This is a genomic window from Micromonospora sp. CCTCC AA 2012012 (assembly GCF_040499845.1).
Lineage (GTDB): Bacteria > Actinomycetota > Actinomycetes > Mycobacteriales > Micromonosporaceae > Micromonospora > Micromonospora mangrovi.
This window is the reverse complement of the sequence record NZ_CP159342.1, coordinates 3,970,537-3,996,243: the sequence shown is the minus strand read 5'-3', so window position 1 is coordinate 3,996,243 and position 25,707 is coordinate 3,970,537. Positions and strand designations below refer to the sequence as shown.

The window sequence follows — 25,707 nt, the reverse complement described above, 5'->3', positions numbered from 1 at the left end:
CGCGCCACGCCGGGAACTTTTCCGTCGTCCGGGCCGACTACCCCCTCATGACATGCGACGACGTACGTGCGGCGCTGTCGGCGCGGCTCGACGGGGAGGACCCCGGGGCGTCGTCGACGGCGCTCGACGCCCACACCGACTCCTGCCCCGGCTGCCGCTCCTGGCTGGCCCGCGCCGAGCGGGTGACCCGGCTCACCCGGTTGCAGGCGGTGGTCGTACCCGATCTGACCGCGCCGGTGCTGGCCGCCGTGGCCGCCGAGCAGGACGCGGCCCGGCAGGCGGCGGCGGTGACCGCGCGGGCCCGGCGCCAGGTGCTGCGGGTGGCCGTGGCGGTCGCCGCGGTCGCCCAGCTCGCCGTGGCGCTGCCGATCCTGCTGGCCGGTCTGGGTGTCGACGCGGACCCGCACACCAGCCGGGAGATGGCCTCGTTCGACGCGGCCCTGGCCGTCGGCTTCGCGCTGGCCGCCTGGCGGCCGGAGCGGGCCCGGGCCTTCCTGCCGGTGGCGCTGGTGCTGGCGGTCTGCCTGGCCGGCACGAGCGCGGTGGACATCGCCAACTCGACCACCGCCCTGGTGCACGAGGTGGGTCACCTGGCCGCGGTGGTCCAGGCCGCGCTGCTCTGGGCGCTGGGCCGGGTCAGCGGCGAGCGGGAGCGCCGGCTGCCGGCGGTGCTCGCGGCGGGACGCGGGTGACTCCGGTTGGCCGTTCGCGCCCCCGGTCGGCGAGCATGACGGGCATGACTGCTGCCGTTTCGCGCCGGCACGACCGTCGATGGCTCGCCCAGGTGGGTGCCGCCGCCGGTCTGCTGCTCACCGTCGTCGCCCTGCTGCTCGCCCCGGCCACCCCGGCGAGCGCCCACGCCGTGCTGGTCAGCAGCAGTCCGACCGCGTCGGCGGTGGTGCCGAGCGGGCCTGCCGAGGTGGTGCTGACCTTCAGCGAGGGCGTCCGCAAGGTGCCCGGCAAGATCCGGGTGATCGCCCCGGACGGCTCCCGCGCCGACCGCGGCGAGCCGTCGTTCCGTGGCGCGGTGGTGACCATTCCGGTCGACCCGGCCGGCGCGCGCGGCACCTACCTGGTCAGCTACCGGGTGATCTCCGCCGACAGCCACCCGGTCTCCGGCGCGTTCACCTACTCGGTGGGCGCCCCGTCCACGCCCCCGGTCGACTCCGGCGGCGACAACCGGGCCGACCCGGTGGTGGTCAACGCCGTCAAGGTGGCGAAGTACCTCGGCTACGTCGGTCTGCTGCTGCTGGTCGGCCCGGCGCTGGTGCTCGCCGCGCTCTGGCCCCGGCGGCTGTCCCGTCGAGGGCCGGCCCGGCTGGCCTGGGCCGGGGTGGGACTGCTGGCCTTCGCCACCGTCGCCGAGCTGTGGTTGCAGGTGCCGTACACCGCCGGGGGTGGGCTGTTCGACGTGACCGGGGCCGGTGTCGGTGACGTGCTGGGCAGCGCCTTCGGCACCGCGCACCTGGTCCGGCTCGGGCTGCTGGCCGCGGCGGCGTTCCTGCTCCGGCCGCTCGTCGCCGGCCCGGTCGGCCGGACCGACGGGCTCATCCTGGCCATCCTCGGCGGGTCGGCGCTGTTCACCTGGCCGCTGGCCGGGCACCCGGCCGCGTCGCCCGCGCCGGCGGTCTCCGTGGTGGTCGACGCGGTCCACCTGGGCAGCATGGCGGTTTGGCTGGGCGGACTGGTGATGCTCGCCGGGTTCCTGCTGCCCCGCGCCGACGAGCGGGAACTGGGGGCGATCCTGCCGATCTGGTCCCGCTGGGCGGCGCTGGCCGTCGCCGCGCTGCTGCTCGCCGGCACCGTGCAGGGGCTGATCGAGGTGGCCACCCCGAAGGCCCTGGTCGAGACCACGTACGGGCGGCTGCTGCTCGCCAAGATCGCGCTCTTCGCGGTGGTGATCGGGGTGGCCGCGTACTCCCGGGCGCTGGTGCGACGGCGGACCGCCGCGGGGCGTCCCGGCCGGATGCGGCGGGCGGTCTGGGCGGAGCTGGCGATCACCGCGGTGGTGCTCGGCGTCTCGGCGACCCTGGTGCAGACCACCCCGGCCCGCACCGCCGCCGCCGACGTGGCCGGTACGCCCGCCGGCTACTTCTCCACCACGGTCTCCAGCCCGGTCGCGTCGATCCAGGTGGAGCTGGACCCGGCCGAGCGGGGCAGCAACTCCGTACACCTCTACGCGTACACGAAGGACAACCGGCCGCAGCCGGTGCAGGAGTGGAAGGGGACGGCCGCCCTGCCGTCGGCGGGGATCGAGCCGATCACCATCCCGCTGCTGCCGCTGACCGACAACCACGCGACGGGGGAGATCAGCCTGCCCGCCTCGGGGGAGTGGCAGCTCCGCTTCACCGTCCGTACGTCCGACATCGACCAGGCCACGGTGACCGTCACCGTGCCGATCAGGTAACGGAAGGTTCCTCGACACATGATCCGTCTCCGGCGTACCGCAACCGCCGCCGCGCTCGCGCTCACTGCCGTGGCCGCCGCCGTGCTGGGCCTGGCCGGGCCCGCCTCGGCGCACGTCACGATCGACCCCCAGCAGGCGACCCAGGGCGGCTACGGCCGGTTCGCCTTCCGGGTGCCGAACGAGAGCGACCAGGCCTCGACGGTCAAGGTGGAGGTGGTGCTGCCGGAGAACGCGCCGGTCGGCTCGGTCTCCACGATGCCGGTGGCGGGGTGGACGGTGACGGTGGAGAAGCGCAAGGTGGACCCGCCGGTCGAGGTGCACGGCAGTCAGCTCACCGAGGCGGTCTCCAAGCTGACCTGGACGGCGGCGGCGAACGCCGGGGTGAAGCCGGGCGAGTTCCAGGAGTTCCCGGTCTCGATGGGGCCGCTGCCGCAGGTGGACCGGATGGTGTTCAAGGTGCTCCAGACGTACTCGGACAAGAACGTGTCCCGGTGGATCGAGGAGCCGACGCCGGGCGGCCCGGAGCCGGAGGACCCGGCGCCGGTGCTCACCCTGAGCGCGGCCTCGGCCTCGGCGTCGGCGTCGGCGGCACCGAACAGCGCCGCCACGGCCGCCGGTGACGACGACTCCGACGGTGCGGGGACGGCGTTCGGCGTCGCCGGCCTGGTCGCCGGTCTGGCCGGTCTGGTCCTCGGTGGCCTGGCCTTCCTGCGCACCCGTCGGGAGCCCGCGTCCCGGTCCTGACCTGCGTCGACGTCCACCGGCCCGTCGGTTCTTCCGGCGGGTCGGCGGGCTTTCCGGGGTAGTTCGCGTGCTTGCCGTGGATATCCGGTGAATGTGCGGTTCGCGTCGGTAAGGTCGGCCGGGTAAATCGGCTACCGAGGGGGAACGACGCGAATGCGGTTCGTGCGGACGATCGCCGGAATGCTGCTCCTGGCCATGGGGGTGCCGGCGCTGTTGACCGGCGGTGCCCTCTGGGCCGTGGCCCGGCACGCCGACCCCGACGGTGGCTTCGGCGCCCGCGTCGAGAGCATCCGTACCCCCGGCCGCGCCGTGCTGGTCACCGACGTGGACGACCTGCTCCGCGCCGACGCCCCGTTCGTCCGGGCCGGGCGGGCCCGACTCCGCCTCACCGCCGGCACGCCCGACGGCCCGGCCTTCGTCGGGCTGGCACCCACCGACGCGGTGCGGCGCTGGCTCGACCCGGTACCGCACGCCACCGTGCGGCGGGTCGCCCTGGCCCGGGGCCCGCTCCCGGTCCGCCTCGACCAGCCCGCGCCGCCCGCCCCGGGCACCGCCCCCGCCGTCCCCGGCGAGCAGACCTTCTGGGTACGCACCGGAGTCGGCGCGCTGGAGTGGACCCCCGGTGAGCTGGCCGGCCGGGGACTGAGCCTGGTGGTGATGCGTCCCGACGGTGGTGCCGACCTGAGCCTGGCCGTGCGGGCCGAGGTGCGGGCCGGCTGGTTCCCCGGCGTGGCCTGGGCGCTGCTGGCGGGCGGCGTCCTGCTGGTGGTGCTCGCGCTCGTGCTGCTGCTGCGCCCGGTCCGCCCCCGGGAAGTCGTCTTCGTGGTCGAACCGGACCAGGTGCCGGTGCTCGCCGGCCGGCTCGGCGTGACCTCGCTGAGCGGCCTGGGGGCGCAGCGGTCGGTGCTGACCGAGCGGCAGCTCGCCTCCGTCGGCGCCACCCCGGCCGCCATCGGCGCCGTCCCCGCCCGTCGCCCCGCGACGCTGGCCGACCTGCCCGCCGGCGGTGCCGCCTGGTCCTGGCCGCCGCAGAGCATGGAACGGACGATCGGGCCGATGCCGGTGGACCGGCCGAACGACCCCGCCGACGATCCGGAGGGGACCGACTGAGCTGCCCCCGTACGGCGGATGGCCCTCCGCGCTGCCGACGCGGAGGGCCACCGTCACCGGGGGATCGGTGCTACCTGGGAGACACTTGAGGTAGTTGGGACCAGATTAGCGCCGATCGCGGCGTGGCGGGACATCTGTCCATTTGGTGCAAGTTTCAGGGCGTGGTCAGCTCTCCGGGGCTGCTGCTGTTCGAGGTGTCGGCCGGACGCGTCGGCAGCGCCGCCAGCAGCACCAGACTCAGCAGCACGTACGCGTTGCGCGACACGAACTCGCCGAGGTTGTCCGTCCGGGCCGGCGCGACACCCCAGTCCTGGAACGTCACCACCCCGTAGATGATCACGAAGGCGGTGCCGGCGGCCAGCGTCCACATCCACCGCCGGTGGCGGGCACCCTCCGGCGTGCCGGGGTCGGCGCCCAGCGCCGCGTCCACCAGCACCACCACCGCCGGGATGAACCAGTACAGGTGGTGCGTCCAGGTGATCGGGCTGACCAGCCCGCCGACCAGCCCGGTCAGGGTGAGACCCGCCAGCGCGTCACCGGCCCGGGCCGCGCGGGCGGCCCGCCACAACCCGTACCCGGTCACCGCGACGACCAGCAGCAGCCAGGGAAGCTGACTCGGCTTCTCCGGCGCGGTGATCCGGCTCAGCAGGCCGAAGAGCGACTGGTTGCCGGTGTAGTCGGTGCGTCCCACCCGGTCGGTCGCCCACAGCTCGTGCGTCCAGAACCGCCACGAGTCGGCCGGCGCGACCGCCGCCGCCAGCAGGGTCGCCAGCGCGGCCGTCGCCGACGCCACGGCCGCGGCCCGCCACCGCCGGGTGGCCAGCAGATAGACGATGAAGATGCCCGGGAAGAGCTTGAGGGCCGTGGCCAGCCCGACGCCCACCCCGGCCCACCGCCGCGCACCGGGTACGGCGAAGAGCAGATCGGCCAGGATCAGCACGACCAGCAGCATGTTGATCTGACCGAAGGTGATCGTCTCGCGGGTGCTCTCCACCGCGAAGGCGAGCAGCACCGCCACCGTGACGGTGAAGAGCCGGGGCAGGTCGTGCCGGGCGACGAGCGGCAGCACCAGCCAGCGCGTCGTCACCACCACGCCGAGCACGGTCAGCGCGGTGAAGATCGCCACAGTGGCGCCCAACGGCAACAACGCGAACGGCCGCAGCAGCAGGGCGCTGAACGGTGGGTAGGTGAAGTAGAGCTCGCCCTGCACCCGGTCCGGCTGCACGTAGTCGTAGAGCGGGTGGCCGGCCGCCCACCAGTCCATCGCCCGCATGTAGATCTTCAGGTCGAAGAAGTCGTGCACCAGCCCCGGCAGATAGAGCGCCGGGAGCACCGCGACCAGCGCCAGCACCGTGACCACCCGACGTGCCGTACGCCCACCCCGGTCGTCCTCGGTGACGGCGGGTGGCGCGACGGATTCGGCTGGCACTCCGAAACCCTAGCGGTCTCCTCCGGCCACCGTGCCGAGGCGCGGGCAGGTGGGCTGCGCGTAGTCTGATCCGGTGGCTGATCTTCTCGTCTGGATCGACTGTGAGATGACCGGGTTGGACCTCGGGCGCGACGCGCTGATCGAGGTCGCCGCGCTCGTCACCGATCCCGATCTCAACGTGCTGGGTGAGGGCGTCGACGTGGTGATCCACGCCGACGAGGCGGCGCTGGAGGGGATGCCGGAGATCGTGCGCACGATGCACGCCAAGTCCGGGCTGACCGAGGAGGTCCGGCGCTCCACCGTGACGCTGGCCGAGGCGGAGGACATGGTCCTCGACTACGTCACCAGCCACGTCAAGGACGCGCGCAGCGCGCCGCTCTGCGGCAACTCGATCGCCACCGACCGTGGCTTCATCGCCCGCGACATGCCGCGCCTCGACGCCCACCTGCACTACCGCATGATCGACGTCTCCTCGATCAAGGAACTCTGCCGCCGCTGGTACCCGCGGGTGTACTTCGGGCAGCCGCAGAAGGGGCTCGCGCACCGGGCCCTGGCCGACGTCCGGGAGAGCATCCGCGAGCTGGAGTACTACCGGCGGACCCTCTTCGTCCCGCTGCCCGGGCCGGACGTGGAGACCGCGAAGGCGATCGCCGCGCAGCTCTGACCGGCCCGGCCCGTCCGGAGGGGAACCCGCTGGACGGGCCCCGGAGGGGTGTGGCTATTATTGGTCCGCGCCCCGCCCGGGTCGACCGGCGCGGAGAGCATGGTGGCTGTAGCTCAGTTGGCAGAGCACCGGGTTGTGGTCCCGGTTGTCGTGGGTTCAATTCCCATCAGTCACCCCGGTGACGGAAGCCCCCTCCTGCGGGAGGGGGCTTCCGCCGTTTCCGGTCCTGGACGTGCGAGAGCCCTCTCCGGTGTACGCAGGGGGCTCTCGTCGTCGCGGCGGGATCAGGCGGTCGGCGTGGGGCTCGGCTCGTCGGTCGGCGTGGCACCGGTGCCCGGGTCGGCGCTCGGGCTGGCGTCGTCGGTCGTCGGCGGCTCGTACGGCACGGCGCTGCCCTTGACGTACTCGTCCCAGCTCATGTTCCAGTCGGTCCAGCCGTTGCCGTTCTGGAGCTTGCGCTCCGTGCCGGAGACCGTGATCGGGTCACCCACCCGGGTGTTGGCGAAGAGCCAGGCGCCGTCGGCCATCGAGACGTTGACGCAGCCGTGCGACACGTTCACCTTGCCCTGCACGCCTTCGGACCAGGGCGCGGCGTGGATGTACTCGCCGCCCCAGGTGAGCCGCTGGGCGTAGTCGATCTTGGTCCGGTAGCCCTCTTCGGGGCCCAGTTCCTCCAGCGTGTCGAAGACCGTCTTACGGAGCTTCTCGATCACCACCATCGTCCCGCTCGACGACGGGGTGGTCTTCTTGCCGAGGCTCACCAGGATCGTCTTGATCACCTTGCCGTCCCTGGTGACCGTCATCTTCTTGGTGCGGTTGTCGACGGTCATCACGAAGGAGGGGCCGATCTTCACGTCGACGGTCAGGTCGGAGCGGCCGTACCAGCCGTCACCGAGCGGCAGACCGCCGGCCTGGATCCGGTACGAGACGGTGGAGTTGGCCTTCCAGAACTCCTTGGGGCGGTAGCGCACCTCGGTGGGGCTCACCCAGTGCCAGACGCCCTCCTGGACCGGCGTGGCCGTCACCGTCATCCGGCGCTGGACGTCGTCCCGGTAGTCCTGCGGGACGGCCCGGCTGAACTTGACGATCAGCGGCATGCCCACCCCGACGACCTGGTTGTCGGCGAGGAAGCTGCTGATCCGGACCTGCTTGCCGGGACGCGCCATGGTGGTGAAGTGGCTGGTCGTCGTCGCCGGCTTGCCGTCCTCGCCGGTCGCCGTCACGGTCGCGGTGTACGTCTCGCCGTACTCCAGCGCGCCGGCGGGCAGCCAGCTCTTCCCGTCCTCGGCGAGAGTGCCCTCGACGGCCTTGCCGGCCGCGTCCTTGAGCTCGACCTTGGTGTCCCGGGCGTCCTTGGTGGTGAAGGTGATGCCGGTCGACGCCGGCACGTCCTTGGCGTCGGCCGCCGGCTCGGTGATGGTGGCGGACGCCTTCGGCCCGCTCTCCCCACCGCCCTGCCAGCTCGACGGCTTGTCGCCGCCACCGCCGCCGGTGCACGCGGAGGTGAACGCCAACGCGGCGGCGAGCACCCCCGCCGCCACCATGCGGCGACGGCCGCCCCGCCGGGCGGTCCCGCGCCGGATCAGCTCGTCCTGGCCAGTGCGCATGATTCCCTCACAGTCGTGAATCCCGGGCCCATCGTCCCCTACTGACGCGCGCGCAGCGGTGCCGGTTGCCGGAAGTGAAGCGGAACACCCCGACCATGATGACCCGATCGCGGTGCGCCGCGACACTCTGCGAGTGTGGCTCGGCTCCGTCGCGGCGCGCCTCGCGGCGCGACGACCGTGGCCCGGCGCACCGGGCCACGGTCACCGCGTGGTGGTCAGAAGGCGGGTTCGGCGCCGCCGTCGGGCACCGGCAGGGCGCTGCCCTTAACGAACTCCGACCAGCTCATGCTCCACGCCGTCCAGCCGTTGCCCGGCACCAGCTTGCGCTCGGTGCCGGTGACGGTGATCGGGTCGCCGATCAGCGTCCGCTCGAAGAGCCACTTCGCGTTCGCCGCGGAGACGTTGACGCAGCCGTGCGAGACGTTCCGCCGGCCCTGCACGCCCTCGGACCAGGGCGCGGAGTGGATGTACTCGCCGCCCCAGGTGAGTCGCTGCGCAAAGTCGATCTTCGTGACGTACTGGTTGTCCGGATCCGGCTCGTCCCGGGTGTCGAAGACCGTCGACTCCTTCTTCTCCATCACCACCATCGTGCCGCTGGAGGAGGGAGTGCTCTTCTTGCCCAGGCTCACCGGCAGGGTGCGGGTCAGCACGCCGCCCTCGAAGACGGTCATCTTCTTCGTGGCGTTGTCGACCTTCATCACGAAGGAGCGACCGATCTTGGCGGTCGCCGTCCGGTCGAGGTTGCCGTAGCGGCCGTTGCTCAACGGGATCCCGGCCAGCGCCAGCCGGACGGTGATCGTGGTGCCCGGCTGCCAGTACTCCGGTGCCCGGTAGTACGCCTGGGTGCCGTTGTAGAGCCAGTGCCAGGCGCCCGGCTGCGGCGGGTCGGTCCGCACGAACATCCGCTTCTGCACCGCGGCCCGGTCCTTCTCCGGGATGCCGGGGGAGAACTCGGCGACCACCGGCATGGCCACCCCGTACGTCTTGCCGTCGAAGAGGTAGAGCCCCGAGCCGATCATCGACTTCGGCTTCGCCATGGTCGTGAAGGTGCTGCTGCCCTGATGGGTCTGCCCGTCCGTGCCGGTCCCGGTGACGGTGGCCGTGTAACGGGTCCCGTACTTCAACGGGCTGGACGGCACCCAGGACGAGCCGTCCCGGCGCATCAGGCCCTCCACCTTGTCGCCGCCGGCCGCCGTCAGCACGACCTCGGAAACCTTGCCCCCGCCGGGGATCTTCGCGCTGATCTCGGTGCTGACCGGCCGCTTCTGCGCCCCGTCCGCCGGGCTGACCTGCAGTGCAGGGCCGGCCGCGGCCCCCGCTGTCGGGGTCGACCCGGTCGGTCCGGCGGTCGTCTCCGGCGCCGCCGACGCCCCCGCCGGCTGGTTGCCACCGACGAACTCCGCCTTCTTCTGGTCGTCACCGCACCCGGTCAGTGCCAGTGACGCCGTCAGAACCAGGGCGCCCACCATCGCCCCGGTCCGCGCGAACCTGCCCATCCCCACCTCTGTTCTCGCGTGCCTGGCGCACATCGTGCCGCATCGTTGCCATCGCCTCGGTCCCCTCGCCGGACGAGACGCGTCGTTCAGGGGTTTTTGCCCGTTAAGCTCGGCCGAAGGGTGGAGCGGGGATCGGATTGGATGCCCGGTCGGAGGGCGTGCTAGTGTTCTCCCCGTTGTCAGCGAGCGCCGCTAGCTCAACTGGCAGAGCAGCGGACTCTTAATCCGCGGGTTCGGGGTTCGAGTCCCTGGCGGCGCACCTGTGAGAAATGCTCTGACCTGGCGTTCGCGCGCCAGGTCAGAGCATTTCTGTTCATGGGTGTCCTCCCGGCGTGCGGTCGCTCGGAGCCGACCTGCCGCAGCCGGAGCCGACAGGCACGGACACCGGCGCCGCCCGAGGGGCCGGGACTATCTGTGGGCCGGCGGGGTGACCGGGGTGCCGCGGTAGCAGCCGACCGTGTACGGGAACTCCAGAGTGGCGTCGTAGTGGTAGATCCGCTGCATCGTGCCGTTCCACAGCACGGTGCTGGTGCGCCCGTGACAGGCGTCGAGATCGGCGTTGGTCGGGAGGTTTCCCTTCTCGTCGCGTTCGACGTAGATGCCGTAGCCGTCGAGGGCGTACCCGACGAGGGTCGCGCCCTTGGCGGAGGCCGCGGAGAGCAGGCAGGAGGGGACGTCGTGGTAGTGGTACGCCTCCGTGCCGTCGGGGTGGCCGTCGCAGGCGTCCTGGGTCTCGTGCGCCGCGGCGTCCCCGCCCGCGGCGTCGAGGGCGTTGTAGACGAATACACCGTTCTTGAGTACGCCGACCGCACCCATGCCCACGCAGCTGGGCTCGCTCGCCGGTGCGGGCCGCAGCGGCAGGCGTAGTTCGACGACCTTCCGCTGGATGCCGTTGGGGTTACGGTCGTACTGGTACGCGGGGTCGTCCTGCGCGATGGGGAAACTGCCGGTGCTCTGCTTCGTCGGCAGGTCGTCGGATCTGATCACCCTGACGTCCCCCTGGGTCGATTCCTGGTAGGTCGCCTGCGGCCAGGTGTGGTGGCCCGAGACCTGCACTTTCGCGGTCGCGTCCCAGGTCTTGTTCGTCGGGTCGATCCACGGGCCGTCGTGCGGTGCGCCGCGCCCACCGAACTCGGTCTTGCACGAGTAGAGGGAACCGGCGACCGGGGTGGTGACGATATTGCCGTCCCCGAGGGGTATCGCCTTCGGGTCGGTCACGGCGGACCAGGCGACCGGAACCCCCGTGTCCGGGTGGGACGGCGGAGCCGGAGGGCTGGTGGCACCGATGGCGGTCGAGCCGGCCTCGGTCCATGCGGGGCCGTTGCTCGACCCTCCCGCGCAGGCCGACACCAGCAGGATGGGGAGGACCCCGGCCGTGACAGCCGCGCGCTTGCCAAGAAGGCGTCTATTCGACATGCGTCCAGTAGTCCGTGTCCTCGTCAGGGCGGCGTGGAAACACGGTAAGAAGCAGGTAAGAAGGCGGAAGGCGGAGCGAGACGGGCTGGGCTGCGCGGCCGGCGAGCGGAGATCACCCCGTGACGACCGGCTACCGGGCGGTCGTGGGTGCCGTCCCCGTGGAACGGCCGCCCGGGTGGCTGCTATCGTTTCATCCCGTTGCCGGCGAGCGCCGCTAGCTCAACTGGCAGAGCAGCGGACTCTTAATCCGCGGGTTCGGGGTTCGAGTCCCTGGCGGCGCACCAAAGAAGGCCCTGACCTGGTGTTCTCACTGGGGCGGGGCCTTTTTGCAGTTGCGTCCGGGTGGTGGCTCTCCCTCCGCCAAGCTAGCCCTGCCTGCACCCCCACAACGCCATCTCGCCCGCCTGGCGGACGCCGTACCGCGCACGGAGGGAGCCGCGCGATCTGCGGCAGATCCGCCGCTCCCCGAGGGTCGAGATCAGGACGGGCCGCGGGTCAGAATGATGCGTGACGAGTCGTGTGGAAGCGGCCGACGTCTGGCTCTTCGATCGTGCCATGGGCAGGTTCGGGGCGGTGTCGGGCGGCGGCCAGGCGTTCCTGGGCAGTCCGGGCGCTCTGGCCTTCGTGGCGTCCGAGGATGAAGAGGTCGTCGGGTGGTGCTGGGGCTATCACCTGATCCGACCGGACGCCTCTTCAATGCTCTATCTCCATCGACTGGAGGTGACGCCTGAGCACCGTCGGCGGGGACTCGGCGGTTCCCTGCTCCGGGCGTTCATGTCGGCTGGCGCGCAGGCCGGCGCCAGCCGGATGTTCCTGACGACGGGCGAAGCCAACGCCCCCGCCCGGGCGCTGTACGAGTCGCTGGGCGGTGGCCCGTCCGCACAGGGCGCCACGGTCAGCTACTGGTTCCAGTTGGAACCCGGGGCTGTGGAACCCTCCGGCTGTCGAGCCGTGCTGCTCACCGGGGTGGCCGGGGTGGGAAAGTCGACCGTCGCGGAGGCTGTCGGACAGCTCCTGACCGAAGCCGGCCACGTCACGGCCGTCGTCGACACGGACCTGTTGGCTCAGTTCGGGCCGCCCCGGCCCCTCGGCCCTGCCGGCGGGCGAGTGTACGACGAGCTCAAGTGCGTGAATCTGGCCGCGGTGTGGGCAAATTTCAGGGCTGCGGGCGCGCGCTTCGTCGTCGCCGCAGCCGCCATGGAGAGCGTGGCCCAGCGGCATCGATATGCGGAGAGTCTGGCGGGTTGTGACCTCAGTGTGGTCAGGTTGATCGCTGACAGCGACACCGTTCGTGGCCGGCTGCGTCAGCGGGACACGGGACCGAAGCTCGAACGGCACCTGGCGGCGCTGGCCCAGCCTCAACCCGCACCGGTCGGGACCGCCGTTGAGGATTTCACGATCACGAACGACCGCACCCCCGCTGAGGTCGCCGCCGACATTCTCGCCCGCGTGGGGTGGGCGGATCAGCTCAGCCGACGTGTCGTCGATTCCGCGTCGACCTCATGATCACCTACGCGCTCATCCTGCGGGCCGGGTGGCCGACCCCACGCAGGCCCGGTCGGGATGATGCTGACGTTTCATCCCGTTGCCGGCGAGCGCCGCTAGCTCAACCGGCAGAGCAGCAGACTCGTAATCCGCGGGTTCGGGCTTCGAGTCCCTGGCGGCGCACCAACGAGCAAGGCCCCGACCTGGTGGTTCCACCGGGCCGGGGCCTTTTCGTGTCGGGTGGCTGCGCTGGGTCCTGCCGGACCCGGGTCAGGGCGTGTGCAGTCGGTCGACCTTGACGGTGAGCAGGACGCGCTGCTGCCGACCGCCGCCGAACCCGGGATAGGGGCGACCGAGGTACTTCTGGGACAGCTCGTCGATGTGCTCTCGGGCACCGTCGGTGGTGACGGAGACGACGCTGCCGCGCAGAGCCCAGTACCGGGACGGCGCGGCCGGGTCGGCGATGCCGATGGCGACGCGGGGGTCGCGTCGGACGTTGCGGGTCTTCTGGTGGGTGTCCACCGTGTTGATGAGCACGTGGGTGCCGTCCGTGCCGGCCCAGGTCTGGGAGATCTGCGGCGATCCGTCGGGCATGAGCGTGGTCACGAAACAGATCGCCTTGGCGTTGAGGACAGCGATCAGGTCGTCGGGCAGAGCCGTCATGGTCGGGCCTTCATCTCGTCTGGTCGTGGTGGAGGTGGTCGTTGACCGTCTCATCCGGCGGAGCGCCGGAGAGTCCGGCGCCACAGCTGCGGAGGCGAAGGTGTGGGAGGCGTCCATGACGCTACCCACCGGCGCTGCGCCCGAGGCGGCGCACCACGTACCGGGGCTCTGGCCAGTGGTTCCCCCCACCGGCCGGAGCTTCGTCGGTTACCCGACGCGGCCGGCCGGGACCGGTGCCCGACAGTCGACGGGAACGGCGGCGTCGCTGTCCTACAGTCCGGCCCATGAAGCTCATCGCGCGACTCGCGGGCGGCCTCGCCGTACTCGTGACGGCCCTGGTGGCGTGGCCGGCCGGGGCGTCCGCCGCGCCGGCCGACGGCGGCCTCGGCCTGGACCTGCGTCCCACCCGGTCGGGGTACGCGACGGGCGACGCGGTCCGGTTGACCTTCACCGTCACCAACTCGACCGGCGCGGCCTGCGGGCTGGCGACCGCCGCCGACGGCACCGTCCAGGTGACCGGCGTCCGCCGGGACGGCCGGGACCTGGTCCCGGTCCTCGCCCGCAGCTTCCACGACGACGGCATCGGCGCCGCCGCGACCGCCGGCCTGCGGACCGTGCAGCCGGGGGAGAAGGCGGCGGTCACCCTGGCCGGCCTCCGGGTGCATTCAGGTACGGCGGCCGGTGACGTCGTGCTGCGCTCGGTGGCCGCCACCGAGGACGGCGCCGGGCTCGACATGCTCTGGCCGGTCGGCGTGCCCGGCCGGTACGAGGTGACCGCCGGCTACGTCGCACTGCCGGTCACCGGCGCGGCCACCCTCTGCCCGGGGGCGACGGCCCTGCGCGCGACCACCTTCACCGTCGGTGGCGGCACCGGACCCGGCGTCGACCGGCGGTGGCTGCTCGGCGGCGGCGCGCTGCTCCTGCTGGCACTGCTCGTCGTCGGCGCGCTGGTGATCGTGCTGGTGCGGCGCCGCCGCCGGCCGGTGGCCGCCGCCGTCGCCCTGCTGCTGCTCGGTGTCGGTGTCGCCGTCGGCGCGGGTGGCCGACCGGCGCGGGCCGACTACGAGGTGGACCCGAACGCCGGCGTCCCGGTCAGTGGCGTCGACTTCCAGAAGGCGGTGGACGGCTGCCTCGCCGGCTTCGCCGCGGCCGGTGGCGACCCGGCGGGCATCCTGCCCCGGCTCAAGGACAAGAAGACCCCCCGGGTACGGATCATCCCGCACGTCGGGGAATCGGGTGCCTTCGAGACCCCGGACAGCCCCGCCGGCAAGGGTTCGTCCACGGTGACCTGGAACCCGACCTCCGTCGACCCGTACGGCGACGGGGTGCCCCGGGATCCCTGCGCGGCGCTCTACCACGAGCTGAACCACGCCGACGACATCTCCCGCGACGCGGTGCCGCAGGGCCAGTGCGGCGGCACCGGGATCCCGACCGCCGAGGTCAAGGCGACCCTCGCGGAGAACCGGTACCGGACGGCCAAGGGCCTGTCGCCCCGCACCGAGTACAAGGGCAACCCGCTGCCGAAGAGCATGGACGAGTGCCGGAAGCCCAAGAAGAAGGAGCCGCCGGCCAAGGGTCCGAAGAAGCTCTGCGAGGACGGCGGTCCCGGCTGCGGCGGCACCAACGGCGACCCGCACCTGGTGACCTTCGACCGCCACTACTACGACTTCCAGGCCGTCGGCGAGTTCGTGCTGGTCGCCTCGACAGCCGGTGACCCGCTCACCGTGCAGGTGCGGCAGACCCCGATGGGTGACTCGCGGACCGTGTCGGTCAACTCCGCCGTCGCCTTCCGGCTCGGCGACCACCGGGTCACCCTCACCCTGGCCCACGGCGCCACCGAGGTACGCGTGGACGGCGCGGTCGTCGCCGCGCCCCCCGCCGAGCTGGGCATCCCCGGCGGCGGGACGCTCGCCCGGCGGCCCTCCGACACCGGCGCGGCGGACGGCTACGACCTGCGCTGGCCCGACGGCTCCGCCGCCGCGATCGACCAGATCGGCCCGTACGGCTACCGGCTGCTGATGAAGCTGGCGGCCGACCGGGCCGGGAAGGTGCACGGCCTGCTCGGTGACTTCGACGGTGACCCGAGCGACGACATCGCCACCGCGTCCGGCACCGCGCTGACCCCGCCAGTGCCCTTCGAGAAGCTCTACCCGGCGTACGCGGACGGCTGGCGGGTCACCGGGCAGAACTCCCTGTTCAGCTATGCCGACGGGGAGGACACGGGCACCTTCACCGACCGCGGTTTCCCCGACCGGGCGGCGACCGCCGCCGACCTCTCCCCGGACCGGCGGGCGCGGGCGGAGCAGGTGTGCCGGTGGGCCGGCCTGACCGATCCGTGGCAGTTCGCGGAGTGCGTCTTCGACGTGGGCGTGACCGGCCGCGCCGAGTTCGCGGTCAGCGGTGCCGCCACGGAGCGGGTCGCCCCGCCGGCCGGCGCGCCGATCGTCGCGCCGCCGATCGCCACCGCCGCGTTGACGCCGGGCGAGGGGCGGCTGACCTTCGCCGGGCACCGTGGCGACGCCGTCTTCGTCGACGTCGTCGCTCCCGGGCTGCCGGACCGGTGCTCGCCGTACCGGCTGGTCGATCCGGCGGGGAAGGAGATCGCCAGCGGCTGCAACATCAACGGCGTGGGGTACATCGACCGCGCCGAGCTGACCGTGGACGGCACGTACGCCGTGCTGGTGGACGCCGACGCCGCCGGCACCGGTCGGGCCACCGTACGGGTCTATGCCGCCCGGGACACCGTCGGCACCCTCCAGCCGAACGGCCCGGCGGTGTCGGCCTCGATCGAGCAGCCCGGCGCGGTGGCCCGCTACCGGTTCACCGGGAGCGCCGGGCAGCGGATCTATCTGGAGGTGCCGGAGAGCAGCCTGCGCGACCAGTGTTCCCCGCTGGAACTGCGCGGCCCGGACGGCCGGACGCTGAGCAGCGGGTGCGTGATCAACGGCTCCGGCGAGGTCGACGGCACGCTGCTGCCGGCGGACGGGGCGTACACGGTGCTGGTGGACCCGGTGGACCGGACGATCGGCACCGTCACGCTGCGGCTGGTGGCGACCCGGGACCGGACCGGTGACATCGACGTCGGCGGGCCGCCGGTCGTCGCCACCGTCGACCAGCCCGGGGCGATCCGCGCGTACCGCTTCACGGCCACCGCCGGGACGTCGGTGAGCCTGGTCGCCACCGCCGGCACCCTGCCCGACCAGTGTTCCCCGCTGGAGCTGCGGGACCCGGGCGGCCGGCGGATCAACAGCGGGTGCGTGATCCTCGGCTCGGGCGGGATCGATGCGACCGTGCTGCCGGAGACCGGCACGTACACCGTGGTGGTGGACCCGTCCGGTCCGGCGACCGGGTCGGTGACGCTCACGCTGCGGTGAGCCCGATCCCGGGAAGGAATCGATAGGAGTCTTTACTGTTAACAATGTTTAACGTACCTTCATGGGCACGCCCCCACGTGCCGATCGAAGGAGTGGCCGTCATGCGTCGAAGAATCACCGTCCCGCTGCTCAGCACCGGCGTCGTCGCCGCGACCCTCGCCGTCGCCGCGCCCGCCCAGGCCCACGGCTACGTCTCGGGACCGCCCAGCCGGCAGGCGCTCTGCGCCCAGGGCCGGGTGCCGGACTGCGGCCAGATCGCCTACGAGCCGCAGAGCGTCGAGGGCCCGAAGGGGCTGCGCAGCTGCAACGCGGGCATCACCCAGTTCGCCGTGCTCAACGACGACAGCCGCGGCTGGCCCGCCACCCCGGTCGGCAGCTCGGTCACGTTCACCTGGGTCAACACCGCCCGGCACGCCACCAGCAACTGGGAGTACTGGATCGGGAACACCCGGGTGGCGGTCGTCGACGGCGGGGGCCGCCAGCCGGACGCCACCGTCTCGCACACCGTCAACCTCGGCGCGTTCACCGGCCGGCAGAAGCTCCTCGCGATCTGGAACATCGCCGACACCGCCAACGCCTTCTATTCCTGCGTGGACCTCCAGATCGGCGGGGGCGGCACCCCGACCCCCAGCCCGTCGCCGACCCCCACCCCGACCGCCCCGTCGCCGACGCCCAGCCCGACGGCGAGCCCGACCGGCTCGCCCGCCCCCACCGGCACCTGGACCGCCGGCCGGACCTACCAGGTCGGGGACCGGGTGACCTACGGCGGGCTGACGTACCGCTGCATCCAGGCGCACACCGCGCTCCCCGGCTGGGAGCCGCCGAACGTGCCGGCGCTGTGGTCCCAGGTCTGACGGCGCGGGCGCGGTCCTCCGGGGCTGCGCCCCACGCCGCACCCAGGACCCCGGTGGCCCGCCTGCTGCTCGCCGTCGCCGTGCTGGTGGCGCAGCTCGCCACCGCCGGTTGTGTCGCCGCCGCCGACCCGCCGCCGCGCCCCGCCCCCTCGGCCAGCACCGTGGACGTGCTCTTCCTGGCCATGATGGTCGCGCACAGCGAGCAGACACTGGAGATCGCCGAGCTGGGGCTCACCCGGGCCACGGACCCGGACCTGCGCCGGCTGCTCGCCGCGGTCAAGGTCACCGAGACCGACGAGATCGCCACCATGCGGGGCTGGCTGCGCGACGCCGGACCCGAGGCGGTGGCCGCCGCCGCACGACACGACCACTCGGGACACAGCGACGCCGTCGCCGGGCTGGCCCGGCTCCGCGCGGCCGGTGCCGGGGAGGTCGACCGGGTGCTCGCCGAGGTGCTCGGCGCGCACCAGCGGACGGCCGCCGGCCTGGCCCGGGCCCAGGTCGCCGCCGGGACCAGCGACCGGGTCCGGGAGCTGGCCGGGCGCATCGAGCGGTCCCGGTCGGCCGAGGTGGCGCTACTGGCGAAGCTCTCCGCCGGATAGCGGTGGGATCGACCCGTCGTCGAAAGGCTCCCGGATCCGGCGGGCAGCGGAGAGGGGTGCCGTGCGTCAACCGGTGGTTGACGAATCGGTGTCGTCAACCTACGGTTGACGCATGACGAATCCGGTTCCGATGCCCCAGGTCCGGCTCGACGAGCTGATCGAGGGCATCAAGAAGGTGCACACCGACACGCTGGACCAACTGGCCAACGCCGTCCTGGTCGCCGACCACCTCGGCGACGTCGCCGACCACCTGATCGGCCACTTCGTCGACCAGGCCCGCCGCTCCGGTGCCTCCTGGACGGAGATCGGCCGGAGCATGGGGGTGACCAAGCAGGCCGCCCAGAAGCGCTCCGCCGCCAAGGCCGAGACGGCCGCCGCGCTCGACCCCAACGCCGGGTTCAGCCGCTTCACGCCGCGCGCCCGCAACGTGGTGGTGGCGTCGCAGAACGAGGCCCGGGCCGCCGGCAGCCCCGAGATCCGCCCCGAACACCTCGCCCTCGGGCTGCTCGCCGAGCCCGAGGCGATCGCCGCGCGGGTGATCGTCGCCCGGGGCGTACCCCTGGAGCGGTTCCGGGAGGCCGTCACCGCGACGCTGCCCGCGCCGGCCGACCAGGTCCCCGACCTGATCCCCTACGACGCGCGCGGCAAGAAGGTCCTGGAACTCACCTTCCGGGAGGCGCTGCGGCTCGGCCACAACTACGTCGGCACCGAGCACCTGCTGCTCGCCCTGCTGGAGGAGGAGGGCGGCGACGGCGTGCTCGCCGGCCTGGGGCTGGCGAAGGCCGGCGTCGAGGAGGCCGTCGCCGCGGCCCTCGCGGAGGTCACCGGGCGGTGACCCCCGGCGCGGGGGAGCGAATCCCCCGCGCCGGGGAGCGCCCGGGCGCTCCCGACCGGCAGAGTCCGGTGTGCGGGTGCGCGGCACGGGGGCGCGCACCCGTGCCGCGCGTCAGTCGGCGGTGGGGAAGCCGTAGCGGAGGGCGTGCTCGGGGTCGGTCGGGTCGACCTGGCGGAGACCGGCGTCGGCGAGGCGCTTGTTGACCTCGTCCAGGTGCTCCCGCACCAGCCGGGACTCCTCCTCGGTGACCCGGCCCCGGTGCGGCTTCCCGGCGTGCTCCAGGGTGCCGTAGTCGATCTTCTCGGCGCTCTTGCGGGCCTTCGGCGGCTTCACCCGCTCGGCGGTACGCAGCAACTGCGCCATCGGCACGTCGGTGGCCATCGCGTCGAACTCGCTGGCGGTCAGCACCACCCGGCGCGGCTCGCCGTACCCGTGCTTGTCGTGGATCTCCACCACCGCCACGTCCAGCGCCGCGTCGTCGATGCTCTCGACCTCGACCGGGGTGGCGTCCAGCTGCACGGGGCCGGCGACCAGGTCCGGGTGCTCCAGCACGACGACGCGGACCACCTCGTCATCCTGCTGCAGAACCGTGCCGCTGAAGTCGGAGACGTGGATCGTCTTCTTGCCCATGCGCGGAGCATCTCCTGTGGTGAGCCGATTTTTCGGACCAGGAGACGCTACCGGACAGTTGTGCGAACGGTGCGGCTGGAGCGCCCGGGTGTGTCGCCGCTGTCGTCCCGGTCACCGGGCGGTCAGGCCGCGCCGGGTCGAGGCGCCGGCGGGCAGGGCGTTCAGCTCGGCCCAGGAGAGCGTCGCCGTCGTCCGTGACTCCCGGTACGGCGGCTGCGCCGGGAACCGACCGGCGGCACCGGCCGCCCGCCAGCTCTGCTCGGTGTCCTGCTGGTACCGGTCATTCGGCTTCTGAGGCATGACCATTACCGTCCCAGAGAAAGTTGTACATGTATGGAAATAGATATGACGCTCGATCGATGTCTCAGGTTCCCGCCACCGGCAACCGGACCACGAACCGGCAGCCATCGGTGACGTTCTCTACGTCTACCCGCCCGCCGTGCGCCTCAATCAGCCCGCGCACGATCGCCAGCCCCAGCCCGCCCGACCCCTCCACGCCACCGTTGCCGGGGCGCGGGGTGCGAGCCGGTTCGCCCCGGAACGCCACGTCGAAGACGCGCGGCAGGTCGGACTCCGGGATGCCGCCGCAGGTGTCCGCCACCGCCAGCCAGGCCGTGTCCGCGTCCCGGCCGGCGTCCACCCGTACGGTGCCGTCCTCCGGGGTGTAGCGGACCGCGTTGAGCAGCAGGTTGCCGACCACCCGGGCCAGCTCCGGCTCGCTGGCGGCCACCGTCGGCCAGCCCGACTCGGCGGCCACCAGCCGGATCCGGCGGGCGGCGGCCAGCGGGGCGGTGCCGGCGAGGGCGTCGGAGACCACGTCGCCCAGCGGCACCGCCGACAGGGACAGGCGCAGTGCCCCCGCGTTGATCCGGGACAGCTCGAACAGGTCGTCGACCAGCCGGGTCATCCGGTCGGTCTCCACCCGGATCCGGCGGTGGTACTCGTCGACGGTCTCCGGGTCGCGGACCACCCGGTCCTCCAGCGCCTCCGCCATCGCCCGCAGCCCGGCCAGCGGGGTCCGCAGGTCGTGCGAGACCCAGGCGACCAGGTCCCGGCGGCCCTTCTCGATCCGCCGTTCCCGTTCCCGCGCCTGGTCCGCCCAGACCGCCGCGGCGGCCAGCCGCCGCCCGAAGAGCCAGCCCACCGCGAGGCTCACCACCGCCGCGGCGGAGACGGTGATCAGCACCACCTCCAGGTCGTGCGGCGAGAGGAACATCGCCTCCGCGATCACCGCCACCCCGGCGACCACCGCGGCGACGGTCATGGTGAGCAGCACGAAGATGTGCAGGGTGATGGACCGGCCGCGCAGCAGCCGCAGCGCCGCCGCGCCGACCAGCCCGACCGCGCAGGCCGCGACGAGCGCGGCGGCGAAGATCAGCGCCAGGTCACGCATCGGTCGGCTCGTACCGGTAGCCGACGCCCCAGACGGTGACGATCCGGCGGGGACTCGCCGGGTCGGCCTCGATCTTCTCCCGCAGCCGGCGCACGTGGACCGTCACCGTCGACTCGTCGCCGAAGCTCCAGCCCCACACCCGCTCCAGCAGCTCCGCCCGGCGGAACGCCCGCGCCGGATGCCGCATCAGGTGGGCCAGCAGGTCGAACTCGCGCAGCGTCAGGGTCAGCTCCCGGCCGTGCAGCCGGGCCACCCGGGGCCCGGTCTCCACCTCCAGGCCGCCGTCGGCCAGCACCTCCGGCACCGCGTCGGCCGGCTCGCCGCCCGCCCGGCGCAGCACCGAGCGCACCCGCAGCACCAGCTCGCGCGGGGAGAACGGCTTGCTCAGGTAGTCGTCCGCGCCCAGTTGCAGGCCGAGGATCCGGTCGGCCTCGTCGCCGCGTGCGGTGAGCATGACGATGGGTACGCCGTCCGGCCGCTCCCGCAGCCGACGGCAGACCTCCAGCCCGTCGAGCACCGGCAGCATCAGGTCCAGCACCACCAGGTGGGGTGGCTGCCGGGCGACGGCGGCGAGGGCGGCGGCCCCGTCGCCCACGTGGTCCACCTGGTAGCCGGCGTGTTCGAGATAGCGGCACACCACGTCGCTGACCGTCCGGTCGTCGTCGACGACCAGCACCCGTTGCGCCACGGCGTACCTCCCTCGGTGGGGGCCAGCGTAACGACGGGAGGTCGAGTGGATCTATTGCGAGGTTCTTACGACCGGGGTCAGGAGACCGTCCGGAGCAGGTGGTTGACCGCGAGGGCGGTGGCCGCCTGGCCGGCCAGCCACCAGCGCCGGTCGGCGGCCGGCAGCCGCACCACGGCGACCAGCAGCCAGACCACGAAGGGCAGCCAGATCCGCTCCACCTCGGCCTTGGAGAGCCCGGAGAGGTCGGCCAGGGCCACCGTCCCGGCCGCCGCCACCGGCAGCCAGACGGCCGCACCCCGGGGCCGCCCCTCCGCCGCCCCGGTCCGCCCGCCGAGGCGCGCACGGACGGCCGCGAGCGCCGGTCCGACGGTACGGGCCAGCGCCGGTCCCGCCACCGGCCCGGCGCTGAGCAGCAGGGCGGCCAGGTTCGCCCAGACCCAGTACGCGTACGGGCGGTCGGCGGCCCAGCCCTGGTAGTAGCGCTGCACCACCAGGTGGTAGCCGTCCAGCCACCAGAACCCGGCGGCCACGAAGGCGGCGGTCACCGCGACCACGCCCAGACCGGCGGCGAGCAGCGCGGCCAGCCGGCCGGTCGGCCGCAGCGCCAGCACGGTCAACGCCAGCAGCCCGGCCAGCACCAGCCCGTACGACAGGTGCAGCGCGACGCCGAGCAGCAGCCCGCCCAGCGCCGGCGACCACCTGCCGGGGCGGGCGAGCAGGGCCAGCCCGGCGGCCACCGTGGCGGCGAAGATCCCGTCGGCGGACGCCCCCACCCAGACCGCCCCGGGCAGCAGCACCAGGTACGGCAGCACCACCCGCGCGGCCGGCTCGTCGCCGAGTGCGCGCAGCGCCACCGGCACCGACACGCACACCGTCGCCCCGATCAGTACGCAGGCCAGCCCGGCCGCCGCGCCGCCACCCAATCCGATCCGGTCCAGCCCGACGAAGATCAGCAGCGCGCCCGGCGGGTGTCCGGCGGTGTGCGTGGACCAGGAGTCCGGCTGGAAGTCGATGATCCGGTCGGTGAACCCGGCCAGCATGCTCCGCACGTCGTGCACCCGGGGCACCTCGTGCAGGTACTCGGCCTGCACGGTGAGCCGTCCGGCCAGCCCGGTCGACCAGCCGTCCACCAGCGCCAGGCAGAGCGTCCAGGCGGCGCCGGCGAGCCAGCCGACGGCCAGCAGCCGCGCCCACGGGAGCCGCCGGGCCAGTTCCGGGCCGTGCCGGACGACGGCGACGGCGAGGGCCAGCGCGGGGAGGGTGCCGGCGCCGACGTGCGGCCCCCAGCTGGCATAGAGCGGGGCGGCGTCGGCGTGCAGCCCGACGCCGCGCTGGTTGAGCAGCGCGCCGACGGCCACCGCGACGGCCAGCAGCGCCGCCTCGACGGCGAGCACGGTCAGGTCGCGTCGGCGGCCGGCGCTGGGGTGGCGGGTCATGGTGAGCGGAGGCTACGGGGTCGCCGGGGGGTGCGGGGGCACTTCCGCGGGCTCGTCAGAGTTTCGTAACAACCCGTTGCGGCGTAAGGGTTCCGTAACCGCCGCAGCGCCTCCCGACAGGGTGCGGCGGGCCTAGCGTCCCGGTCATGGGAACAGAGGTCGACGTGGTGCTGCCCTGTCTCGACGAGGCAGCCGCCCTGCCCGGGGTGCTCAGCGCGCTGCCACCCGGGTACCGCGCCGTCGTGGTGGACAACGGCTCCACCGACGGCTCGCCCGAGGTGGCCGAGGCGTACGGCGCCCGGGTGGTGCGCGAGGCCCGGCGCGGTTACGGGGCGGCCGTGCACACCGGGCTGCTCGCCGCCCGTACCGAGCTGGTCTGCGTGCTGGACGCGGACGGCTCCTTCGACCCGGGGGAGCTGCCGAGGCTGGCCGGGCCGGTCGCCGAGGGGCGGGCCGACCTGACCGCCGGGCGCCGCCGACCGGTCTCCGTGGGCGCCTGGCCGTGGCACGCCCGGGTCGGCAACGCGGTGATCGCGGCCGGGTTGCGCCGCCGGGGCGTACCCGTGCACGACCTGAGCCCGATCCGGGTGGCCCGCCGGGCGGCGCTGCTGGAGCTGGGCGTCGCGGACCGGGCCTTCGGCTACCCGCTGGAGCTGCTGCTGCGCGCCGCCGCCGCCGGCTGGCGGATCGTCGAGCTGGACGTGGCGTACGCCCCGCGCGCCGCCGGCACCCGCTCGAAGGTCTCCGGGTCGGTGCGCGGCACCGCCCGGGCGGTCCGGGACATGACGGGGGTCCTCCGGGCCGGGGTCGGGTCATGACGGTGCTGCTGGTGGTGGCGAAGGCGCCGGTGCCGGGGCGGGTGAAGACCCGGCTCTGCCCGCCGTTGACGCCGACGGACGCCGCCGAGGTGGCGGCCGCCGCCCTGCTGGACACCCTGGACGCGGTCCGCGCGGTGCCCGGCGCGGTGCCGGTGCTGGCGTACGCCGGTCGGCTGGCCGACGCGGTGCGGGGTGCGGAACTCCGCGCCGCGTTGACCGGCTGGACGCTGCTGCCGCAGCGCGGGCGGGGCTTGGGCGAGCGGTTGGCCGCCGCCCACGCCGACGCCGGGGCGGTGGCCCCCGGCCGGCCGGTGCTCCAGCTCGGCATGGACACCCCGCAGGTCCGCCCCGAGCTGCTCACCGCCGCGCTCGCCGGGTCGGCCGAGACGGAGGCGGTGCTCGGTCCGGCGGTGGACGGCGGCTGGTGGGCGCTGGGGCTGCGTGACCCGGGCGCGGCGGTGGTGCTGCGCGACGTGCCGATGTCGACCCCGGCGACCGGCCGGCTGACCCGGGCGGCGCTGACCGGGCGCGGGCTGCGGGTGGCCGCGCTGCCCGAACTGGCCGACGTGGACGAGTGGCCGGCGGCACTGGCGGTCGCCGCCGCCGCGCCGGACGGCCGCTTCGCCGACGTGGTCCGCCGCCTCGCCGCCCGGCCGCCACTCGGTCCCGAGCCTGTCGGGCGGTCGGCCGCCGGTCCCGAGCCCGACGTGCGGTTGGCGGCCGGTGCAAAGCGCGTCGTGCCCCCGGTGGGATCGAGGGGTGGCCGGTGACCGGGGCGGCGGTCCTCGCCGGTGGCTTCGACGCCGCCCTGGCCGAGCCGGCGGGCCGGGTGGGGGAGCACCGGCACTGGCTCGTGCTGGCCGACGGTGAGCGGCTGCCGTTGCCGGTGCGGCGGTGGCACGGTCCACTCGAACCGGCCCTGGAGCGGCTGGTCCAGCGGTGCGTCGGACCCACCGTCGACCTGGGCTGTGGTCCCGGCCGGTTGACCGCCGCGCTGGCCGCCCGGGGGCTGGTCGCCCTCGGGGTGGACGTCTCCGCCGGGGCGGTCCGGCTGGCCCGGGAGCGGGGCGCGGTGGCGCTGTGCCGGGACGTCCTCGGGCCGCTGCCCGGTGAGGGGCGGTGGGCGCACGCGCTGCTGGTCGACGGCAACATCGGCATCGGCGGTGACCCGCTGCGGCTGCTGCGCCGCTGCGCCGACCTGCTCCGCCCGGGCGGTACGGCCCTGGTGGAGCTGGCGGCGCCCGGCGCGGGCCTGTGGCGGGGCCGGGCGCACGTCGTCTCCGGCGGTGGCGACGGCCGCGAGGCGCGCGGGCCGTCGTTCCGCTGGGCCCGGGTGGGCGTGGAACTGGCCGAGCCGCTGGCGTCGGCGGCCGGCTTCCGGGTCGCCGACGTGTTGCCGGCGCACCGCCGGTGGTTCGTCGAGCTGGTCCGCCGCTGACCGGGGAGTGACGGACATCGCTTCACTTGTTACCCCCTGGGGGTATATGGTCCACGGCATGCAGAACTCGAACCTGACCCGGCTGGCGATCGCGGCGACCCTGCACTGCCTCAGCGGCTGCGCGATCGGCGAGGTGCTGGGCATGGTCGTCGGCACTGCGCTCGGCTGGTCCGCCCTCGCCACGGTCCTGCTCTCGGTCGCGCTGGCCTTCCTCTTCGGCTACGCGCTGACCGTCCGTCCGGTGCTCCGCTCGGGCCTGCCGCTGCGGACGGCGATCGGCGTGGCGCTCGCCGCCGACACGGTGAGCATCGCGGTGATGGAGATCGTCGACAACGCGGTCATGCTGGCCGTCCCCGGTGCGCTGACCGCCGGACTGGCCGACTGGCTCTTCTGGGCCAGCCTGCTGCTCGCCCTGGCGGTGGCGTTCGTGGTGACCGTGCCGGTCAATCGGGCACTGATCGGGCGCGGCCGGGGGCACGCCGTGGCGCACCGTTACCACCACGGCGCCGACCACGACTCCGCGTCCTCGGGGACGGGGGCGGACCACCCCGGTGCTCCCGCCGGCCACGACCACCACGCGGGGCGGTGAACGCCGACCTCGATCCGGTCACCGGGCGT

Annotated in this window: 23 protein-coding genes, 4 tRNA genes and 1 pseudogene; 18 read left to right on the top strand and 10 right to left on the bottom strand. The window is 73.7% G+C overall.

Features of this window, described 5'->3' with window-relative positions:
• The first annotated feature begins 47 nt into the window (after nt 1–47).
• The 4 genes and pseudogenes from ABUL08_RS17480 to ABUL08_RS17465 form a co-directional block, all read left to right on the top strand.
• Complete coding sequence (locus ABUL08_RS17480; RefSeq protein ID WP_350930975.1) at nt 48–692, top strand: zf-HC2 domain-containing protein; 645 nt, start codon at nt 48–50, stop codon at nt 690–692.
• A 35-nt stretch (nt 693–727) separates the two neighbouring features.
• Nucleotides 728–2,407 carry a copper resistance CopC/CopD family protein gene (locus ABUL08_RS17475; RefSeq protein ID WP_350930974.1) on the top strand — a complete coding sequence of 560 codons (1,680 nt, stop codon included), beginning with the start codon at nt 728–730 and terminating at the stop codon, nt 2,405–2,407.
• Nucleotides 2,408–2,425: 18 nt separating this feature from the next.
• A complete protein-coding gene (locus ABUL08_RS17470; protein WP_350930973.1) occupies nt 2,426–3,151 on the top strand; it encodes a YcnI family copper-binding membrane protein in 726 nt (241 codons plus the stop codon).
• 672 nt (nt 3,152–3,823) lie between these two features.
• Nucleotides 3,824–4,140: pseudogene (locus ABUL08_RS17465) on the top strand (hypothetical protein); the annotation flags it as partial.
• Nucleotides 4,141–4,415: 275 nt separating this feature from the next.
• On the opposite strand, the gene ABUL08_RS17460 reads toward ABUL08_RS17465, so the two are convergent.
• Nucleotides 4,416–5,690, bottom strand: a complete 1,275-nt coding sequence (locus ABUL08_RS17460) for a glycosyltransferase 87 family protein (RefSeq protein WP_350930972.1) — start codon at nt 5,688–5,690, stop codon at nt 4,416–4,418.
• Between the two features lie 73 nt (nt 5,691–5,763).
• Here ABUL08_RS17460 and orn point away from each other — a divergent pair, with 73 nt between their 5' ends.
• Nucleotides 5,764–6,354 (top strand): oligoribonuclease, encoded by a 591-nt coding sequence (gene orn, locus ABUL08_RS17455; protein WP_350930971.1) that lies wholly within the window; start codon nt 5,764–5,766, stop codon nt 6,352–6,354.
• A gap of 102 nt (nt 6,355–6,456) precedes the next feature.
• Nucleotides 6,457–6,529, top strand: a tRNA-His gene (locus ABUL08_RS17450).
• Between the two features lie 109 nt (nt 6,530–6,638).
• Here ABUL08_RS17450 and ABUL08_RS17445 read toward each other — a convergent pair.
• Together ABUL08_RS17445 and ABUL08_RS17440 are read right to left on the bottom strand one after the other, a co-directional pair.
• On the bottom strand, nt 6,639–7,961 hold the full coding sequence (locus ABUL08_RS17445) for a L,D-transpeptidase (RefSeq protein WP_350930970.1): 1,323 nt from the start codon (nt 7,959–7,961) through the stop codon (nt 6,639–6,641).
• A gap of 215 nt (nt 7,962–8,176) precedes the next feature.
• Nucleotides 8,177–9,457 (bottom strand): L,D-transpeptidase, encoded by a 1,281-nt coding sequence (locus tag ABUL08_RS17440; RefSeq protein WP_350930969.1) that lies wholly within the window; start codon nt 9,455–9,457, stop codon nt 8,177–8,179.
• Nucleotides 9,458–9,643: 186 nt separating this feature from the next.
• On the opposite strand from ABUL08_RS17440, the gene ABUL08_RS17435 reads away from it, so the two are divergent.
• Nucleotides 9,644–9,716: transfer RNA gene (locus ABUL08_RS17435), tRNA-Lys, on the top strand.
• Between the two features lie 149 nt (nt 9,717–9,865).
• Here ABUL08_RS17435 and ABUL08_RS17430 read toward each other — a convergent pair.
• Nucleotides 9,866–10,675 (bottom strand): YHYH protein, encoded by an 810-nt coding sequence (locus tag ABUL08_RS17430; RefSeq protein WP_350930968.1) that lies wholly within the window; start codon nt 10,673–10,675, stop codon nt 9,866–9,868.
• Nucleotides 10,676–11,081: 406 nt separating this feature from the next.
• On the opposite strand from ABUL08_RS17430, the gene ABUL08_RS17425 reads away from it, so the two are divergent.
• From ABUL08_RS17425 to ABUL08_RS17415, 3 genes are all read left to right on the top strand, one after another.
• A tRNA-Lys gene (locus ABUL08_RS17425) sits at nt 11,082–11,157 on the top strand.
• A gap of 235 nt (nt 11,158–11,392) precedes the next feature.
• Entirely contained in the window at nt 11,393–12,379 is a 987-nt protein-coding gene (locus ABUL08_RS17420) for a GNAT family N-acetyltransferase (RefSeq protein ID WP_350930967.1), read from the top strand.
• Nucleotides 12,380–12,468: 89 nt separating this feature from the next.
• Nucleotides 12,469–12,544, top strand: a tRNA-Thr gene (locus tag ABUL08_RS17415).
• 84 nt (nt 12,545–12,628) lie between these two features.
• On the opposite strand, the gene ABUL08_RS17410 is transcribed toward ABUL08_RS17415, so the two are convergent.
• Nucleotides 12,629–13,021, bottom strand: coding sequence for a TIGR03618 family F420-dependent PPOX class oxidoreductase (locus tag ABUL08_RS17410; protein WP_350930966.1), 393 nt, complete (start codon nt 13,019–13,021; stop codon nt 12,629–12,631).
• Nucleotides 13,022–13,305: 284 nt separating this feature from the next.
• Here ABUL08_RS17410 and ABUL08_RS17405 point away from each other — a divergent pair, with 284 nt between their 5' ends.
• The 4 genes from ABUL08_RS17405 to ABUL08_RS17390 all read left to right on the top strand — a co-directional run bounded on the left by ABUL08_RS17405 (nt 13,306) and on the right by ABUL08_RS17390 (nt 18,686).
• Complete coding sequence (locus ABUL08_RS17405) at nt 13,306–16,395, top strand: VWD domain-containing protein (RefSeq protein WP_350930965.1); 3,090 nt, start codon at nt 13,306–13,308, stop codon at nt 16,393–16,395.
• 101 nt (nt 16,396–16,496) lie between these two features.
• Nucleotides 16,497–17,249: a lytic polysaccharide monooxygenase gene (locus ABUL08_RS17400; protein WP_350930964.1), complete on the top strand. Its 753-nt coding sequence runs from the start codon at nt 16,497–16,499 to the stop codon at nt 17,247–17,249.
• A gap of 53 nt (nt 17,250–17,302) precedes the next feature.
• Nucleotides 17,303–17,851: a DUF305 domain-containing protein gene (locus ABUL08_RS17395; RefSeq protein ID WP_350930963.1), complete on the top strand. Its 549-nt coding sequence runs from the start codon at nt 17,303–17,305 to the stop codon at nt 17,849–17,851.
• A gap of 112 nt (nt 17,852–17,963) precedes the next feature.
• Nucleotides 17,964–18,686: a Clp protease N-terminal domain-containing protein gene (locus tag ABUL08_RS17390; protein ID WP_350930962.1), complete on the top strand. Its 723-nt coding sequence runs from the start codon at nt 17,964–17,966 to the stop codon at nt 18,684–18,686.
• A gap of 111 nt (nt 18,687–18,797) precedes the next feature.
• Here the strand turns inward: ABUL08_RS17390 and ABUL08_RS17385 are convergent, their stop codons facing one another.
• From ABUL08_RS17385 to ABUL08_RS17365, 5 genes are all read right to left on the bottom strand, one after another.
• The gene (locus ABUL08_RS17385; protein WP_350930961.1) at nt 18,798–19,316 is read right to left on the bottom strand and encodes a hypothetical protein; all 519 of its coding nucleotides are present in this window, start codon (nt 19,314–19,316) and stop codon (nt 18,798–18,800) included.
• A gap of 111 nt (nt 19,317–19,427) precedes the next feature.
• Nucleotides 19,428–19,616 (bottom strand): DNA repair protein, encoded by a 189-nt coding sequence (locus ABUL08_RS17380; RefSeq protein ID WP_350930960.1) that lies wholly within the window; start codon nt 19,614–19,616, stop codon nt 19,428–19,430.
• A 64-nt stretch (nt 19,617–19,680) separates the two neighbouring features.
• Nucleotides 19,681–20,709 carry a sensor histidine kinase gene (locus tag ABUL08_RS17375; protein WP_350930959.1) on the bottom strand — a complete coding sequence of 343 codons (1,029 nt, stop codon included), beginning with the start codon at nt 20,707–20,709 and terminating at the stop codon, nt 19,681–19,683.
• Nucleotides 20,702–21,397 carry a response regulator transcription factor gene (locus ABUL08_RS17370; protein ID WP_350930958.1) on the bottom strand — a complete coding sequence of 232 codons (696 nt, stop codon included), beginning with the start codon at nt 21,395–21,397 and terminating at the stop codon, nt 20,702–20,704. Before ABUL08_RS17370 ends, ABUL08_RS17375 begins: the two co-directional genes overlap by 8 nt.
• Before the next feature lie 77 nt (nt 21,398–21,474).
• Entirely contained in the window at nt 21,475–22,833 is a 1,359-nt protein-coding gene (locus ABUL08_RS17365) for a hypothetical protein (protein WP_350930957.1), read from the bottom strand.
• A 146-nt stretch (nt 22,834–22,979) separates the two neighbouring features.
• Between ABUL08_RS17365 and ABUL08_RS17360 the strand changes: the two genes are divergently transcribed.
• Genes ABUL08_RS17360 through ABUL08_RS17345 form a run of 4 tightly spaced genes read left to right on the top strand, consistent with a single transcriptional unit; the run spans nt 22,980 to nt 25,678 of the window.
• Complete coding sequence (locus ABUL08_RS17360; protein ID WP_350930956.1) at nt 22,980–23,651, top strand: glycosyltransferase family 2 protein; 672 nt, start codon at nt 22,980–22,982, stop codon at nt 23,649–23,651.
• Nucleotides 23,648–24,421 carry a TIGR04282 family arsenosugar biosynthesis glycosyltransferase gene (locus ABUL08_RS17355; RefSeq protein ID WP_350930955.1) on the top strand — a complete coding sequence of 258 codons (774 nt, stop codon included), beginning with the start codon at nt 23,648–23,650 and terminating at the stop codon, nt 24,419–24,421. The genes ABUL08_RS17360 and ABUL08_RS17355 overlap by 4 nt, the downstream gene beginning before the upstream one ends.
• Entirely contained in the window at nt 24,418–25,089 is a 672-nt protein-coding gene (locus ABUL08_RS17350) for a class I SAM-dependent methyltransferase (RefSeq protein ID WP_350930954.1), read from the top strand. Before ABUL08_RS17355 ends, ABUL08_RS17350 begins: the two co-directional genes overlap by 4 nt.
• 58 nt (nt 25,090–25,147) lie before the next feature.
• On the top strand, nt 25,148–25,678 hold the full coding sequence (locus ABUL08_RS17345) for a DUF4396 domain-containing protein (protein WP_350930953.1): 531 nt from the start codon (nt 25,148–25,150) through the stop codon (nt 25,676–25,678).
• Nucleotides 25,679–25,707 lie beyond the last annotated feature (29 nt).